The 14,864-nt window shown below is 58.1% G+C and carries 12 protein-coding genes and 1 tRNA gene; 9 read left to right on the top strand and 4 right to left on the bottom strand.

Annotation, left to right across the window (positions count from 1 at the left end):
- Positions 1–95 precede the first annotated feature (95 nt).
- From SMC1_RS01130 to SMC1_RS01100, 8 genes are all read left to right on the top strand, one after another.
- A complete protein-coding gene (locus tag SMC1_RS01130; protein ID WP_119084977.1) occupies positions 96–1,490 on the top strand; it encodes a hypothetical protein in 1,395 nt (464 codons plus the stop codon).
- Between the two features lie 75 nt (positions 1,491–1,565).
- Positions 1,566–2,120, top strand: a complete 555-nt coding sequence (locus SMC1_RS01125; RefSeq protein WP_126855132.1) for a hypothetical protein — start codon at positions 1,566–1,568, stop codon at positions 2,118–2,120.
- On the top strand, positions 2,081–2,536 hold the full coding sequence (locus tag SMC1_RS10410; protein ID WP_165849111.1) for a hypothetical protein: 456 nt from the start codon (positions 2,081–2,083) through the stop codon (positions 2,534–2,536). Before SMC1_RS01125 ends, SMC1_RS10410 begins: the two co-directional genes overlap by 40 nt.
- 29 nt (positions 2,537–2,565) lie before the next feature.
- Positions 2,566–3,054 carry an RNA polymerase sigma factor gene (locus SMC1_RS01120; RefSeq protein ID WP_165848906.1) on the top strand — a complete coding sequence of 163 codons (489 nt, stop codon included), beginning with the start codon at positions 2,566–2,568 and terminating at the stop codon, positions 3,052–3,054.
- Positions 3,035–3,271: a hypothetical protein gene (locus SMC1_RS01115; protein ID WP_119084974.1), complete on the top strand. Its 237-nt coding sequence runs from the start codon at positions 3,035–3,037 to the stop codon at positions 3,269–3,271. The genes SMC1_RS01120 and SMC1_RS01115 overlap by 20 nt, the downstream gene beginning before the upstream one ends.
- A 123-nt stretch (positions 3,272–3,394) precedes the next feature.
- On the top strand, positions 3,395–6,535 hold the full coding sequence (locus tag SMC1_RS01110; protein ID WP_126855131.1) for a diguanylate cyclase: 3,141 nt from the start codon (positions 3,395–3,397) through the stop codon (positions 6,533–6,535).
- Positions 6,536–6,610: 75 nt separating this feature from the next.
- Positions 6,611–6,703, top strand: a tRNA-Ser gene (locus tag SMC1_RS01105).
- 252 nt (positions 6,704–6,955) lie between these two features.
- Positions 6,956–8,977 carry a hypothetical protein gene (locus tag SMC1_RS01100; protein WP_119084972.1) on the top strand — a complete coding sequence of 674 codons (2,022 nt, stop codon included), beginning with the start codon at positions 6,956–6,958 and terminating at the stop codon, positions 8,975–8,977.
- An 88-nt stretch (positions 8,978–9,065) separates the two neighbouring features.
- On the opposite strand, the gene SMC1_RS01095 is transcribed toward SMC1_RS01100, so the two are convergent.
- Together SMC1_RS01095 and SMC1_RS10300 are read right to left on the bottom strand one after the other, a co-directional pair.
- Complete coding sequence (locus tag SMC1_RS01095) at positions 9,066–9,740, bottom strand: TIGR00266 family protein (protein WP_119084971.1); 675 nt, start codon at positions 9,738–9,740, stop codon at positions 9,066–9,068.
- 544 nt (positions 9,741–10,284) lie between these two features.
- Positions 10,285–12,006: a PxKF domain-containing protein gene (locus SMC1_RS10300; protein WP_126855130.1), complete on the bottom strand. Its 1,722-nt coding sequence runs from the start codon at positions 12,004–12,006 to the stop codon at positions 10,285–10,287.
- Between the two features lie 1,075 nt (positions 12,007–13,081).
- On the opposite strand from SMC1_RS10300, the gene SMC1_RS01085 reads away from it, so the two are divergent.
- The gene (locus SMC1_RS01085) at positions 13,082–13,564 is read left to right on the top strand and encodes an adenosine-specific kinase (RefSeq protein ID WP_119084969.1); all 483 of its coding nucleotides are present in this window, start codon (positions 13,082–13,084) and stop codon (positions 13,562–13,564) included.
- Positions 13,565–13,667: 103 nt separating this feature from the next.
- Here SMC1_RS01085 and SMC1_RS01080 read toward each other — a convergent pair whose 3' ends face one another.
- Together SMC1_RS01080 and SMC1_RS01075 are read right to left on the bottom strand one after the other, a co-directional pair.
- Positions 13,668–14,102, bottom strand: a complete 435-nt coding sequence (locus tag SMC1_RS01080) for a hypothetical protein (RefSeq protein ID WP_119084968.1) — start codon at positions 14,100–14,102, stop codon at positions 13,668–13,670.
- Positions 14,103–14,357: 255 nt separating this feature from the next.
- Positions 14,358–14,819 (bottom strand): OsmC family protein, encoded by a 462-nt coding sequence (locus tag SMC1_RS01075; RefSeq protein ID WP_119084967.1) that lies wholly within the window; start codon positions 14,817–14,819, stop codon positions 14,358–14,360.
- Between the last annotated feature and the right edge of the window lie 45 nt (positions 14,820–14,864).

The raw sequence follows: 14,864 nt of genomic DNA, 5'->3' as shown, positions 1-14,864 counted from the left end.
GTGACGACGTGCTGCCGTTTTGCAGGACGCGGCCGCTCCACAATACTTTGACAAAACAACTCCGAGGGCAATAATAAGCGAGGAGAGGTGACGCAATGACACAGGAAAACCTGGGTGAACAGCTGAATCTGTACGAGGCAATGTCCGAGCGCACCCCGCGCGACGGCCTGGTCAGCGTCGGCAAGACGTATCTGTACATCCTCTCCGATCGGCCGCAGGATGCACTCAAGTCCGCCCTGGAAGCATCGTTGTCGGTCTCTTCCAAGAGCCTGCGCGTCCAACTGGCCATCGCACTCGGGTACTACCTTCGCAACAAACCCAGCGAAGCGCTCATCGAAAGCCGGTACGCGCTCAACATCGATCCTGCGAGTCCACTCTGCCATCTGGTCCACGCGAGCATCCTGCTAGCCCTTCAGCGCACCGACGAAGCCAGACTCGCGTTCCTGAAGTGTCTCTCGCTCTCCTCTGACAACACCTTCCTCACCGACCTCAGACTCCGCAACCGCAGGGCCATCTGTGCCGCCCAGCTCCAGAACCCGCTTCTCGCAGCATACAGCAACCTCAGGCTGCGCGTCCCGGACGTGACTGAGACCGACGTGCAGCAACTGGTCGAGCAGAACCCGACCGACCCTGTGCTGAAGGCACTGTTTGCTTCTCTGCAGCGACGCAGCGGCAAGATCCGTGAGGCCCTCGTCCTGCTTGAGACCAGCCTGGCAAGTTATGAAGCATTTCCTGAGAGACTCTATCTGCTGTGGAAGACGTATGACGACCACCTCGGTAACCATCAGAAAGGAGAGTTCTTCGTCCGCCGCCTGCTCGAGGTCGATCCACTCAACGATCGGGCTACCGGTCTAGGCTACTCCAACCTTGATGAGGAGACGCTGCGCCATATCAACTTCATCAAGTCTCTCGAGGACCTTCCCGACTCCATCTTCGCCAGGGTACTGCCCGTGCGGGAGCTGGAGAACCTCATTGGAACGACGGAAGCGGATGCTCTCGACATCACAGCCCTGACGCCGCGGGAGGAAAGGGAAGCTGCCTCGCTTGAGAAAACGTTCACCCTGCCGAGCATTCCACAGCAACCTCAGGTTCCTGAGCCGGAAGCACCTCCCCAGGTCTCCCCCGCGGTCGCGTCCCTGACGAGCGAAGAGCCGGCAGGTCCCTCACAACCTGTCATGGCCCACATGGCGAGCATGCTGGAACAGGCACAGCTCATCGCACGCGACTTGCGGCCGACACCCGCGCCGGCTCCGCTGTCCCGTGCGCCGAAAGAATCCAGCCCAGTGTCCAGTGTCCCTGAGCCGATCCCCACCACCAATCGGGAGCCAGTATCCGTAGCCGAATCCGTCGCCGAGCTGACTTCTTCCGAACGACCGTCGCAACCGGCCGAACCCACTCATATAACGATGCGATACGCGAACAGTCTACTAGAAGATTCGCGATTCGAGGAAGCGCTGCAGGCCTTCCTGGAGCTGAGTCATAAGAGCTAGCCTCCGGCCCGGGCAGGACTGCGCCCGTCCGTTGAACAATGTCGGATCATCGGCCGTCTAATAATAGGTGATGTGATGAGAAAACTAAGATTGATTTCCTGCCTGATCGTGGGCTTGCTGTGTTGTTCCCTCCTGGCACCAGTCGCCAGTGCGGCATCGACGTTCACCGCCGATCTGGACCTCTACAGGACTCACAATAAGACGACTTCGGACGCTGCGCACGAGCTGGCGGCCTACGTCACCGCTGAACTGCTCTTTGCGCGCTCAGTCAAGGGGACTATGCCACAGTACCGTCTCCTCGCCCGCACCTACCTGACTGCGCTCGATCAGGTGAACAGCGCAACCCGACGCGTTGCCCGGGACCAGCATACCAGTGACCGCCTTCTCGCCGACGTCCTCGCACTGACCGCCGAGAAGCATGTAGAAGCCGCATGGATACTCCTGAAGAGAGGTACTGCAGGACAGGAGCGTTTCCTGACAACCATCACGCGGACCGGGCTTCTTGTGGCCAGGTGCAACGTACTGCATGCCCAGCTGACGGGGATGGGGGGTAAGGAGGGCCTGACGGGGATGGGGGGTAAGGAGGACAGATGTTCGGCATCATTCCGGGCCTTATTACGGCTCGACTGACCGGACTGCTGGGCGGAGTCGTCGTCGCACCATTTGTCATGCTGTTTATGGTGCGCTACGATGCGTACCGTCTGCCCGTCAGGCTTTCCTGGTTCAAGGCATTTCTGGTGTCTGCCATCTCGTTTCTTCTGCTGTTCGGGCCACTGATCCTGCCTCGTACGACAGCGCTGCTGCGATTTTCGTTTATCCGAGGCACGCTGTTCCAGGCACTGCCGTGGGCGGTCCTCTGGTTCGTCGCAGCCTTCGTGCTTGCATGTCTGGTCGTTTCGGCGGTGCTGGGACTGTCCTTCAAACAGGCCGTGTCATGGTGGAGCATGGCGTTCGCCGCCACATTGGCTGTCAGCTGGATTGTGGCACTGGCCGTCGTCCTGCCGTACAGGTATCTCCTCCTGCCAAGCCTGACGGATTTCTTCTAGCATCGATGCTCCTGGATTTCGAGACGCTTATGAACAGTTGTGCAGATGAAATCTACACATACCTGGTCTCACGAATGGGCAACCGGTTCGACGCGGACGACGTCTTCCAGTCCACGTTCTTCAAGGTGCGTCGTTTCCTCCCGTCCTTTCGCGGCGATTCCAGCCCAACAACGTGGGTCATGAGGATTGCCATGAATGAAGCAAGCAGCTTTCGCCAGTGCAAGGGACGGGAGCTTCCCCTGCTGACCCCGGGAGACGCCCTGCCGCAGCCGGGTTCGGACGGGACGGGATATGACCCGGTGCAAGCCGAGACCGTACGGGACGTCGCAGCAGGCATGCGGCACCTCCCGAGCGACCTGAGAGACGTGTTGTACTTCTATTACTACAAGGAGATGCCCTACGAGAAGATTGCACAACTCATTGGGAAGCCCGTGGGAACCGTCAAATCGCGCCTCTTTCGCGCGAAGGAAGAGCTGAAGGCCTTCCTGGAGGCACATCGTGACCATGGAACACAGTGACGACGAGCTTGACCAGCTGCTTCGGACACACTATCACGCGGCTGTCGACGGCGTGACGGTACCAGAGCACCTCCTGCGCCAGGTCCTGACAGCAACCGAACCACAACGCGGGTGTACGGCCCGCTGGACGCCAGTCCTGGCCTTCGCTCTGGCCGGCGCCTCGTTCCTCATCATCCTCGCCTCCTCGCGCGTTGTCGAGGTTCTGCTCAGCTTCTAGACTGCCGTCTCGTTGACAAGCTCTCCCTGACTCTCGTCCAGACCTGTCAGCGAGAGACCTGCGCTGCGGTTTGCATTTTCCATGGGCACGCTATAGTTTCTCTATGGAGAGGGTTTGGACACCGTGAAACCTGGCGAACGCAACATAGCCAGGATACTCATTCTGCTCCGGTATGTTATCATTGCCGGAGGCAGTGTCTGGTGGCTTCTTGCCATGCTCAGTCAGCCCCCTCGGCCCATCGGGCTCGTGTTTCTGGTTGGACTCCTTGTCACCGCAATCGCCTTCAACGTTGCGCTTGATCTCATAGACCGCTTCGCGCCTCGCAGCGGCGCGGTGCGCGCCATCCTCCGCCACCAGATCCTGTTCGACAGCATCGCTATAAACCTCTTCCTGGGCGCGATGGGCAGCCCCCTGCTGATGGGCAGGCCCGTGTTTTATGGCGGAACGCGCATCCTGCCGTTTGACGTCAGCTTCGTCGTCAGTGGGACCTTCGTCGTCATTGCGTCCGTCCTCCTGCAAAACGGGCACTTCCCCCTGTACCTGACGGCAGCCCTTGCAAGTCTCGTGGTAAGCCAGGGATTGTCGATTGCTCAGCAGCAGGGCGGCGGCTTCATGCAGGCGCTCCGGTCAGCCAACTGGGGGGACATCAGTGCAGGGATGCTTGCTGTCGCGGGTGTGGGGATCCTGTCGTATGCTGCAGACAAACATGTCAGGCGCAGGCTTCGCGCCATGGATACCCATGTCGCTGATGTCAATCGTGACAAGGAACGCATGCAGGCTGCGTTCCACAAGTTGTCCTTCCTTACCGCCATTATCCGGGATATGGCCGCGTCTCAGGCCTATCAGCAGGTTCTGGAGGCCATCACGGACCGCGCAGCGCTGTTCTTCTCGGCCGACGACGCCATCATAGCAACCATCGACGCTGACATGGAGGGCCTGTCCGTCGTCGCCGCCAAGAGCGAATATCACGAAGTTCTCTCGCACATGCACATCCGACGGGGACGGGGAATTCTGGGCAAGATCTTCGACGGCGACGCCCCCGAACTCATCAAGAACGCCTTGTTGGACCCGCGCGCCATGCAGATCTACGGCACGCCCGAAGAGCCCGAATCGATGATGGCCGCTCCACTGCGCAAGGGCGGCCAGAAGTTCGGTCTCGTCTCCGTCAGCCGCATTGGCGTCGAGAATCCGTTCAACGAAGACGACCTCGCCCTGTTCACGTCGTTTGCGAACATCGCTGCCTCGGTGCTGGACAATGCCACGATCATGGAGGCACTGAGGCGCAAGAACTTCACGTTGACCGTCACGAACCAGCTGTCCTCAGCCATCGTCTCCCCCCTGCCGTTCGAGGACGAGGTCAACAGCTTCCTCTCCATCATGAACAATGCGTTCCAGCTGTCGCGCATCAACCTGCTTATGGTGGAAAACGACCGCTTCACCCGGTTCTTTGCGGTGCCGCCGTCCAAGTCCCCTGTGCCACCTCAGGAGATCATTGCCCGTATGAACGCAGGAGCAGGCGCCATTGGACAGGCCCTGCGTGAGCGAGCGATCGTCAATGTCCCCAACACCGCCGAGTATGCCAACTATATCATGGCCGATGAGGCCACGCGCAGTGAGCTGGCCATCCCGATGAAGAATGCGGAAGGGGGGGTCATCGCCGTGCTCAGCCTGGAAAGTGGCCAGAGCGACTACTTCACCAGCGACGTCTCCGCGGACGTCCTGGCGGTTTCCGGAGAGGTACAGGAATTCCTGCAGGGAAGGTTGATCTGGGAAGAAGTCAAAGAGCAGCGCAATATCCGCGAAGCCATCAACAGGGCGGAACTGGAAAACATCGACGTCTCGACAGCCGAACAGGCAACAGCGCATCTCAGTCGCCTCCTGCGGCGAATCCTGCCAGGGCCAGGGAGTGTCATCCTGCTGGAAAACGCGGGCAACACGGCACGCCCCTGGACTGCCATCTGGGCCGCTGGCACGGAAGAGACGGAACCTGTCCGTGTCTTCGAAAGCGAGCTACGGGCTCGACTGGATATGACACACTCGCTGTCGCGCTCGGTCACCGGCCTATTGCAGGGCCACGACCTGCTGGTGCGTCACCTTGACTTCGAGCAACGCCTCGTCGGCTTCGTCATCATGGGCATTGGAGAACACAGACTGCTGACAGTCAGCGAAACCAGCGCATTCGACCTCTTCATGGCCTATGCGGAGTCCATCGTACAGAAGATCTTCGTGAAGCAGCGCTCCGTCCTGCTCACGAAGTATCGACTCGCGGCGAGGGAACTGCTCGACACCTCGTTCAAGCGCACAGACCTGCAGCAGTTCCTGGCTGCCACGGCTCACAAGCTGCAAGATGTCATGGAGGCGGACGCATCGGCATACATCCCCTTCGAAGCAGGGTCCAGACAGCTGGTTGTCAGCCAGGCCGACATCTTCGGGTTCATTCCCGAAGCCGGGGTCGAGCCGGGTATCCTGGGCGAAGCGTTCAGCAGTCCCAGCCTTGCAGTCGTCCACTCTGAAGTCTCGAACACGATGGTCCCGCTCGCCCCAGGAGCCATGACCGAGCTGACACTCCGCATGACGCTCGAAGGCGTTCTCTATGGAGTCCTGTACGTGGCATTCAAACGCCCCGTGCTTCTGACAGACGAAGAGCGGCACATGGTGGAGGCGTTCGTCTCAGACTGCAGTCTGGTCGCCGAGAACATCCTTTACGTGCATCGCATCGATGAACTCTCGGTGACCGACGAGTTGACGGGCCTCGGCAACTACCGCGCGTTCGTGACACACTCCACGGAACAGTCGGAACGCACAGCGCGATTTGGTGAAGTGTTCTCCCTCCTGTTCTTCGATATCGACGACTTCAAGAAGTACAACGACACCTACTCCCATCTGGATGGAAACCTCGCCCTCCAGGGCATCGCGGATATCCTGCGCCATAGCATCCGGACTGTCGATTCAGCCTACAGGTACGGCGGCGAGGAGTTCGTCATCCTGATGCCGGGGGCCTCTTCCACCGACGCCCGCAAGGTCGCCGAGCGTATCCTCGCGTCTGTCGAACGCAACAGCGCCCGTGACCACCGCCATTTCCGTTCCGTGATCACGCTGAGCGGTGGCGTGGCAAGCTTCGAGGACCGCGTGTCCGACCCAAAGAACCTGCTCCTGCTCGCCGATCTTGCGATGTACCAGGCCAAGAAGAGTGGCAAGAACGCTATCTACATCCTGGAAAGCCTGGCCAGCCAGAAGCAGGCTCCGCCGGGATCGCAAGAATAGTCCGCCGTTTGCTCCCAATTCGTTGCATCTGGGGACGTTTTCTCTATACTTGTTCTGTTCGTGTTCCTACCATGCGGAGAGGTGGCTGAGCGGCTGAAAGCACTCGCCTGGAGAGCGAGTAGGTGGGTAACCCCTGCCTCGTGGGTTCAAATCCCACCCTCTCCGCCAGTCTGGAACCGTCCATGTCTGTGGTCAGATGCTCACGTCGGATCAATTCAAGCCCTCCCACGCACAGATACGATACTATCGTCTTTGAACTCAAAGGCTTCATTTGAGCATATGAGCGGCCAATTGAGGTGACCTGATGGCACAGTACGCTTGCACTGAACTCAAGACGCGACGGATCCTTGCTGCCGTGTTCCTTACTATCTTTATCGGTCTCCTCGGGGTCGGCGCCATCATCCCGGTCACGGTATCACGATGAAATGGATCCGATTGCAGGAACGACGCCTCCTGCCTCTTCGCGACGTCGGCATGGCTAGCCAGGCCACCCTCGCCATGATTGCAGCCAGCTTCAACGTCACTGAGACATTTGTCCTGACCGGAATCGCATATCGTCATGCCCTCGCGGGAGCAAAAACGCTGGCTGACGCCCGGCGTGCGCTGGAGAAGTACGACTTCTCTGCCGACGCTCCCTCCTTCACCCGACTTGTCGAATCGATCGGTCCCGACATCATGGAACGATGCTCCCCGGTCGTGCCACGAGCCTGGTCCTGGTTCGACCCTGCGACCTTCGACACAGCGGAAATCTTCCGCGGACTCGCGGAGCTGCAAGACGGCATCCGGGAATCATGGCTGCAACTTCTGGACATTCAGACCATCCAGAGAGCCCGTGACGCCGGCGTGACGGAGGCCGAGTATCTGTCGACCGCCTCCATGGCGGTCCTCGTACAACGCGCCGAGCTCCACCCCGGACTCTCGGGCCGCGCCTGGTCGCCGAATGCCAGCCTTGGGGAGTTGAATGCCATGGTGCAGTGCACACTGGGCGCAGGCGATGGTGAAGCCGCTGCCTGGGAGTGGACTGTCAGCACGACCGGAGAGGTCCTCCGCCGGCCAACGCCGTCACCCGCTGACGAACGCCCAATTATCCAGTCTGCGCGTCTGGCCGTGCTCCTCGGTGACCGCACAGCCATGCCCTGCACCCTCAACTGGATCTGGGATGGTCAGGAATTGACGTTTTTGTCTGCCCTTCCTGCCCCAGCGCACGTCGGCGCACGAACATTCTCACGTCGTTCGCTGGCTCGTCTGATACCACGTCCACTGGGTCCGATGGCCTCCGATATCGTCGTTGAACTTCTCCACGATTTGTTGCAGGGCACTGGGGCACTGCTGCTCGGAAACCGGACGCCACCGGTTCCACCGGATGTCGCGAGAGTGTTCGACGGTTTCGTCTACATCGACTTGACCTTCGCCCGCTACCTGCTCGACCACACAGGGCTGCCACCGGGCGCACTGGACGACGTGCTGCTGCAGCAGACAACTGCCAGCATCAGACTGCCCGCCAAGTCGCTCATCCGTCTTCCACGCGCGTCCCGGGCAGCGGTAGCCGTTCGCCTTGCCGTGCCCCGCCTGCAGCGATGGATCAGCGACAACAGTACCCGCCTCACGGAGCTGGACGGTGCCCACGTCGAGACCCTGACCGGCGACGAGACGCAGGCCAACCTGCAACAGCTGCTAACGTTCATGCGTCCTCTCGTTCTGAACCTCCTCCTGCTGCTCGTTTCGTCCTCGTTCCGGGCAGACGACCTGAAGCGTGCGCTGGCACATCGCGGTATTCAGGACCGCTTCGTCGAGGCACTGCAGGCAGCCAGCGACACGGCCGGCCTGGACCCGTGGACCCATCTCGACCGCATCGCAGCCAGGGTCTCCGACGATACCGCACGCCTCGCTGCCGAAGCCATAGCGAAGGGCGATTCCGAACAGGCCCTGCGCACCCTGTGCACGGACGTCACTGTCGAGCGCGACCTGGAAGCCTTCATGCGGGCGTTCTCCTTCTTCAGGACATCTATCGTCGACGTCGGATCTCCGACCCTGCAGGAACGCAGTGACCTGCTTCCTGTCGCCCTGCTGCGGGCACGCGAAACCGGGGCAGCGACTCGCGTGGAAGCAGCCCGTGATCCGCTTGCCTGGCTGGATTCGCTGCCCGGCGGAGGCGACGCCCGGCTCAGGAAGAGGTACCAGGCGATGATACGGACGTCCGCCGTTACCGAAAAGGCTTGGTTCTACGTCGCCAAGTCGCTGTCGCGCGCCCGGATGCTCCTGTTGCACGCGGGAAATCTTCTTGTCGAGAGAGGGCGGCTGGACCGTCGCGATGACGTCCTGCTGCTCAAACGCGAAGAACTGGCACAGGACGGGGATCTCAGGGCAATCGTCGCCGAACGCGCAGCTCTCGTCCAGAGTAACATGGCAGCGACGGCGCCAAAGGTCATCATCGTCGAGTAGTTCTGCCGGGCAGTCAGTGTCCGTCAACAACCTGCCATGCGGAAAGGCCGGCAACGTTGCCGGCCTTTTCCCCTTCTGGGAGAGACGATTAGTCGCGCTTGAAGGGCAGCTTGGGGACCAGGTAATTCACGAAAGCTCCAAAGTTGCGCGTCTGCATATAGATCGTGCCCGGTCCGGTGAGATCCACGACCAGACCCTCGCCGGAGAACAGTGTCTGCTTCAGACCTCCGACCGTCCGTACGTGATACCCCATCGTCGCGTCGAAGGCAACCATATGGCCAGTGTCCATGACCAGCTGCTCTCCCGGAGCAAGTGTGACCGCATGGATGGCACCGTAGCTGGACATGAAGAACATGCCCACGCCGGTCGCCTTGAGGACAAACAACCCCTCACTGGAGAAAAACGTCCGGGCGCCGCCCCACTTGGTGTCGAGCTCGATCGTCGGAGACGACGCAAGAAATGAGCCTGACTGGACGAACAGGCTCTCGCCCCTCATCTCGCGAGCTGCGATGTCGCCCACCATGGTCGGGGCAAAGGTCACCCTGCCCGGGCCATCCTGAGCCGTGAACGTGTTCTGGAACATGCTCTCACCACCGACGGCACGCTTCAGGGCGCCAAAGAGACCTCCCTTGGCTCCTGTGTCCATCCTGGCATTCGGCGTCATGCTGACCATGGCGTCCGATTCCGCGACGACAGACTCAGACAGGTCAAGCTGCAGCTCCAGCAAGGAGTAGGACGGCTGATACATGATCTTGTATTGCATGGATGCCTCCTGTCAATTGGGCGCAGCTTCACGCACGCTGGCCCCGCATGCAGGGTACTGAGGGTCGGCTCGCTGTCAAGCCACCCACGATGTTCCGTCATTCCCGCTGACTTCCGTCATTCCCCCGAACCCTTTTGTCTAAGGCGAGGGGTGCTTCTCCGCGAAGGCGGGAATCCACGTCTTCGTCTCAGGCGGTGAACTTACCACTCTGCCCGCTAATTACCAGCTGACCCCATATCACAGAGGATTTTTTGTTTTACGTGGCTCGCTCTAGCGGACGATTTTAGAACTTTAAGATGGGAAGAAATGTTTGGTTATCCAGAAGGCGCTCTAAAACAGATGAAAGAATTGTTAGTTAATGTTTAATATTTTTACTTTCGCTACGGGGCTTGGACGATGTTAGACCCTGTTCACTCTTAGAAGCGTCCTAAGAAATAGGTGTTTTGCATTAATTTAAAATGTCAGCCTTATTCAAAATGAAGGAGGGGTGGTGATTTTATCACACACCCCTCCTCGGATTACTTAGAGAGAGAAAAGGAATTATCTAACGCAGGTCGATGGTAGCGATTGTCTGATTTCCAGCTTGATCTACCGCCAATACCACTGACACACTAGTACCAATTACCGCCTTGTCTGTCTTGACGTTAGCGATGTACTGTTGTGCTGTGGCGTCCCATCGGAATGAAGCGCTGGCAGAACCGATCGTCACCGTACCTGTCGCGGTTGTTATCAGGCTCGTGCCATCAGTAAGTTGGAACTTGACGGGAATGGTGCTTCCAGCTTTGAACTGTCCTATTCCGATTCCATTCTTCATAAGCGGTGCGAATGGACCCACGACTTCCAAGGGTGTATAGGTCGCCGAGGTGGTAAATGACAAAACATCACCAGGGTACCAAATTCCATCAACCTGAGCCCATGCTACGAAGTAATATTGAGTGCCTGATGTAAGGCCTGTAAGAGCGTCGTTGAATGGATTGCCAGCTAATCGGGCTCCAGTACCAGTAGAAGAATAAGACCAACCAGATGGAAGTTGACCGCTGGGGTCGACTGCAGCCGTAAATGGGCCAGCTGATGATGTTCCCCACCAGAAAGAAGTATTATCTGCGTCATTACCCCCATTGGTGCCGTTCAGTGTTGCATCAGTCGAGGTCACACCAGTTGCAGGGTTAGTGATGACATTAGCAGCTGCTTGCGTGGTGAAATTCAAGATTGCGCCGGGATACCATGTCCCGCCAACAAAAGACCAAGCTGCGAAGTAGTATGTCGTGCCCGGTGTTACCGCAGGGAGATTAGTAGGAACACCCGTAGTCGTAATAGACGAAAGAGAAGCGGAGAAAGCGGTATTTGCAGTAATAGCGCCAAAGTCAGGCGTAGAATAGACGTCAGCCGGAATTATCGGGCTCGCAGTGCTGAACGTAGCTAGCGAAACCCAGAATGAGTGCCCCGTAGCGCCAGCAGGCCCATTGACGCCATTCAGTGTTGCATCATTTGAAGTCACAACAGTTGCAGGGTTAGTGATAACATTAGCGGCTGCTTGCGTGGTGAAATTCAAGATTGCGCCGGGATACCATGTATCACCGACAAGAGACCAAGCTACGAAGTAATATTGAGTGCTTGGTGTAAGGCCTGTAAGAGCGTCGTTGAATGGATTGCCAGCTAATCGGGCTCCAGTACCAGTAGAAGAATAAGACCAACCAGATGGAAGTTGACCGCTGGGGTCGACTGCAGCCGTAAATGGGCCAGCTGATGATGTTCCCCACCAGAAAGAAGTATTATCTGCGTCATTACCCCCATTGGTGCCGTTCAGTGTTGCACTTGTTGGAGTTATTGAGGTTGCAAGGTCTGTTGTTACATAAACGGTGGTAAATGACAAAACAGAATCAGGATGCCAAACTCCACCAACCCGAGCCCATGCTACGAAGTAATATTGAGTGCCTGATGTAAGGCCTGTAAGGTTATGGCTGAATGAAGTACCCACTGATTGAGCACCGCTAATATCGTAGTAAGCCCAACCTGATTCAATAGTAGGGTTGGCTCCTGCCTTAATATAATCATAATCAGGATCTGTTGTCCCCCACCAGAAAGAAGTGTAGTCTGCGTCAGCTTCGCCAACAATACCGTTCAGTGTTGCACTTGTTGGAGCTACTAAGGTTGCAGGGTTTGTTGTTACATATGATAATACTGCGCTTGCAGTTGGTGCTCTGAATGCAGCAACAAGGGAGAATACCATTGTTGCTGTAAGAATAATACTTAGAATCTTTTTCATAAGTCTCCTTTCCTTGCTTGCCATTTCTGGTCAAGACTTATAGGATTTTTTCAGTCTTTCCCGAATGTCATATATCAACCGGTCTTTCCTCTCGTCATTTGCTCCCTTCTTTCTAAACCTCTATTCCTTCTTAGTTAAGGTGCCAATATCAAAAATTGGAAGTTTATTGTTCCCTCCAACTGGTTTCCAATTTAATCTGAGTTTCCTCTGGAGGAAGACACACGAACCCATAGGAGAGGGTCCCACATGTACTTCTTGCTCACCAAGTTTCATTAACGCCCACCTTCGGAAGTAAGCTGACAGATATTGATGAAAACCCTATGCCGGACCTGTCAACGTCCGACCGCGATAAACCTGCCGACCCCGATACACGTGACTACCCACCACCATCGCAGGAGCTTTTCGAGGACACCGCCGGTCGCTGGTGGTACGACCCGAGGCGGCTGCCGACGTCGACGAGCTTGAGACACTCGACTACGGCGGCTGTCCAACCAATTTGAAGGGGCCTGGGCTGATGCAGAGGAGAACCTGAATGCGTGCGAAAAGCACAACCACGGCCAGTCTTGGTCACCTTCGCGCGCTGTCATGTCGATGACCTGCCGGCAGACTACTGCAATCATTGACCCGGCGGTCCGGATGGTCAGCACAATGTGCGAACTTTTCCTTCAAGTGCCTTTCAACTATGATATCCCAGTTGGTGCCAAAAGGTTGCATACGACCCGAAAAGGAACGTGGCCCCAGTCCTGAGAACGCGGGTTAGTTTACAACGTGTCCCGGACTTATCAACTCCCCCACGTCTACGCAGTATTCATCGGACATTCGGCTGCACAGCACCGCCGAGGCAGCCTTAATACAATCCTGTCGACACGTCAGCCCTTTGAGCGACGGCCTGCGTCTTCTACGACTTATCCAAAATAGAGGTAAAGGAGGACAGAATGGATTCCCGCCTGCGCGGGAATGACGGAAGGCATGGGGAAATGACGGAGGGAGGCGGGGGAAATGACGGAGAGCGCGGGAATGACGGAGCGGTTGGCTCCTGCGCTTCCAGCGCTACAATGACTGTGGAGGTGATGCCATGCAACTGGAGCTGGTAACGGTCACAAAGGACGAAGACATGAACGTCATCATTGGGCAGACGCACTTCATCAAGAGTGTCGAGGACATCTACGAGGCTGTGGTGAACGCCGTGCCGGGCGTGAAGTTCGGGCTGGCGTTCAACGAGGCGTCCGGGGTCTGCCTGGTGCGGTGCGCGGGGACCGATCAGCGCCTGATCAACCTCGCACGGGACAACGCCCTAGCCATCGGCGCGGGACACATCTTCGTCCTGTTGCTTGGCAATGCCTTCCCCGTCAATGTCCTGAACGCCATCAAGACCGTGCCAGAGGTCTGCAGCATCTTTGCTGCCACGGCGAACGCACTCAAGGTGATCGTTGCGGACGACGGAGCCGGCCGCGGCATCCTCGGCGTCATCGACGGAGAGAAACCAAAGGGCGTTGAGAGCGACGGCGACGCGGCGGACAGAAAGGCCCTGCTGCGACGGTTCGGTTACAAGTTCTGAGGCAGTCTACTGCATTTGTGACAACCGGCCAGTCTCTGTGTCGGAGACTGGTGTCGCGTCGTTCGGATTGTCTGGATTACTGCGGCGTGGACGCGACACGGCACTAGGATCCCTTGGATGCGAGGACAAAAATGAGCACGATCGTCCCGATCAGCCAGGCCCCTGTCATCGTGCCTCCAATGACAAGAGACTTGTGCGCCCGGCGCCTGTCGAAGTCGGCCCCCCCGACAAGGTCGAACATGTCCTGGGCTTCGCGCGCGAACAGGACCGCGAGAAGACCGAGGACAATGCCGGCCACCGGCACGAACACGGACGCAAGGGCGAAGTGCCAAGCGAGCGTCGCCAGCTCAGACTGGCGCTGCATGACGCTGCTCAGACGTATATGCGCGGGATCGAAGATCGCGTCGAGCGTATGGTCCTGCGAGATGTTTGCTGTCACACCTCTCGGCGCAGCCGCATCCTTCTTGCGCGATACGGCGACCGACGCCCCAACGGGTGGCTGATCCTGGTGTCCCTTCCTGTGTCTTCTGGCTCCCATATCCTTATCATATCAAATCATGGGCCAGAGTAAACAAACGCGCTGCATCATCTCAATTCAGCGTGAATAGAGAAAAGGCGTCGATCCATATGGTGACACAGGAATGGATTCCCGCCTTCGCGGGAATGACGGAGGGAGGCGGGAATGACGGAGGGAGGCGGGGACCCACGCGATGATGCAAGGATGGATTCCCGCCTTCGCGGGAATGACAGAGCACTGCGGGAAGGACAGAGGCGCGGGAATGACGTATAGAGATCAGACAACCTCGCCGGTCTCCTCGCCTGTGCCACGGATGATGTGATACCTGTGGACCAAGGCGACACCCGGGCCCAATGTCCCGCCGACGGAGCAGTACTTCTCGGCGGACAGTCTGACCGCCTTGACAACGTTGTCCGTCAGAACACTGTCACTCGTCAGGTAGTAGTCGACGTAGATGCGGGTGAACCGGTGAGGGTGCTCCTCCGCACGTTCGCCGGACAGCTCGACACGGAATCCCGCATACGACTCTTTCATCTTGGCGAGGATCGACACGATGTCCATCCCCGTGCATCCACCAAGCGCCATCAGTAACAGTTCCATGGGGTTGGACCCCGCCCCGTGACCGCCACCCGATTCGGATGTATCCAGAACAACCCAGTGATTGGAAGGACCGCGTGCCACGAATGTGAGTCCTTCAGTCTGACGAACTTCGGCGCGCAACATGTTGTCTCCGGCCATGGACCATCCCCTGTGAACAAGTCGGCCGTCCCGGGCCGCAGGTGT

It is taken from the genome of Candidatus Cryosericum septentrionale, assembly GCF_003570995.1.
Taxonomy (GTDB): Bacteria; Caldisericota; Caldisericia; order Cryosericales; family Cryosericaceae; genus Cryosericum; species Cryosericum septentrionale.
The sequence above is the reverse complement of the archived record's forward strand: the minus strand, read 5'-3'. Positions and strand labels throughout refer to the sequence as shown.

Bases quoted from the DNA above. Each gene is read 5' to 3' on its own strand.
- SMC1_RS01130 (WP_119084977.1), top strand. From the start codon at position 96: ATGACACAGGAAAACCTGGGTGAACAGCTGAATCTGTACGAGGCAATG.
- SMC1_RS01125 (WP_126855132.1), top strand. From the start codon at position 1,566: ATGAGAAAACTAAGATTGATTTCCTGCCTGATCGTGGGCTTGCTGTGT.
- SMC1_RS10410 (WP_165849111.1), top strand. From the start codon at position 2,081: ATGTTCGGCATCATTCCGGGCCTTATTACGGCTCGACTGACCGGACTG.
- SMC1_RS01120 (WP_165848906.1), top strand. From the start codon at position 2,566: ATGAACAGTTGTGCAGATGAAATCTACACATACCTGGTCTCACGAATG.
- SMC1_RS01100 (WP_119084972.1), top strand. From the start codon at position 6,956: ATGAAATGGATCCGATTGCAGGAACGACGCCTCCTGCCTCTTCGCGAC.
- SMC1_RS01095 (WP_119084971.1), bottom strand. From the start codon at position 9,740: ATGCAATACAAGATCATGTATCAGCCGTCCTACTCCTTGCTGGAGCTG.
- SMC1_RS10300 (WP_126855130.1), bottom strand. From the start codon at position 12,006: ATGAAAAAGATTCTAAGTATTATTCTTACAGCAACAATGGTATTCTCC.
- SMC1_RS01085 (WP_119084969.1), top strand. From the start codon at position 13,082: ATGCAACTGGAGCTGGTAACGGTCACAAAGGACGAAGACATGAACGTC.
- SMC1_RS01080 (WP_119084968.1), bottom strand. From the start codon at position 14,102: ATGGGAGCCAGAAGACACAGGAAGGGACACCAGGATCAGCCACCCGTT.
- SMC1_RS01075 (WP_119084967.1), bottom strand. From the start codon at position 14,819: ATGGCCGGAGACAACATGTTGCGCGCCGAAGTTCGTCAGACTGAAGGA.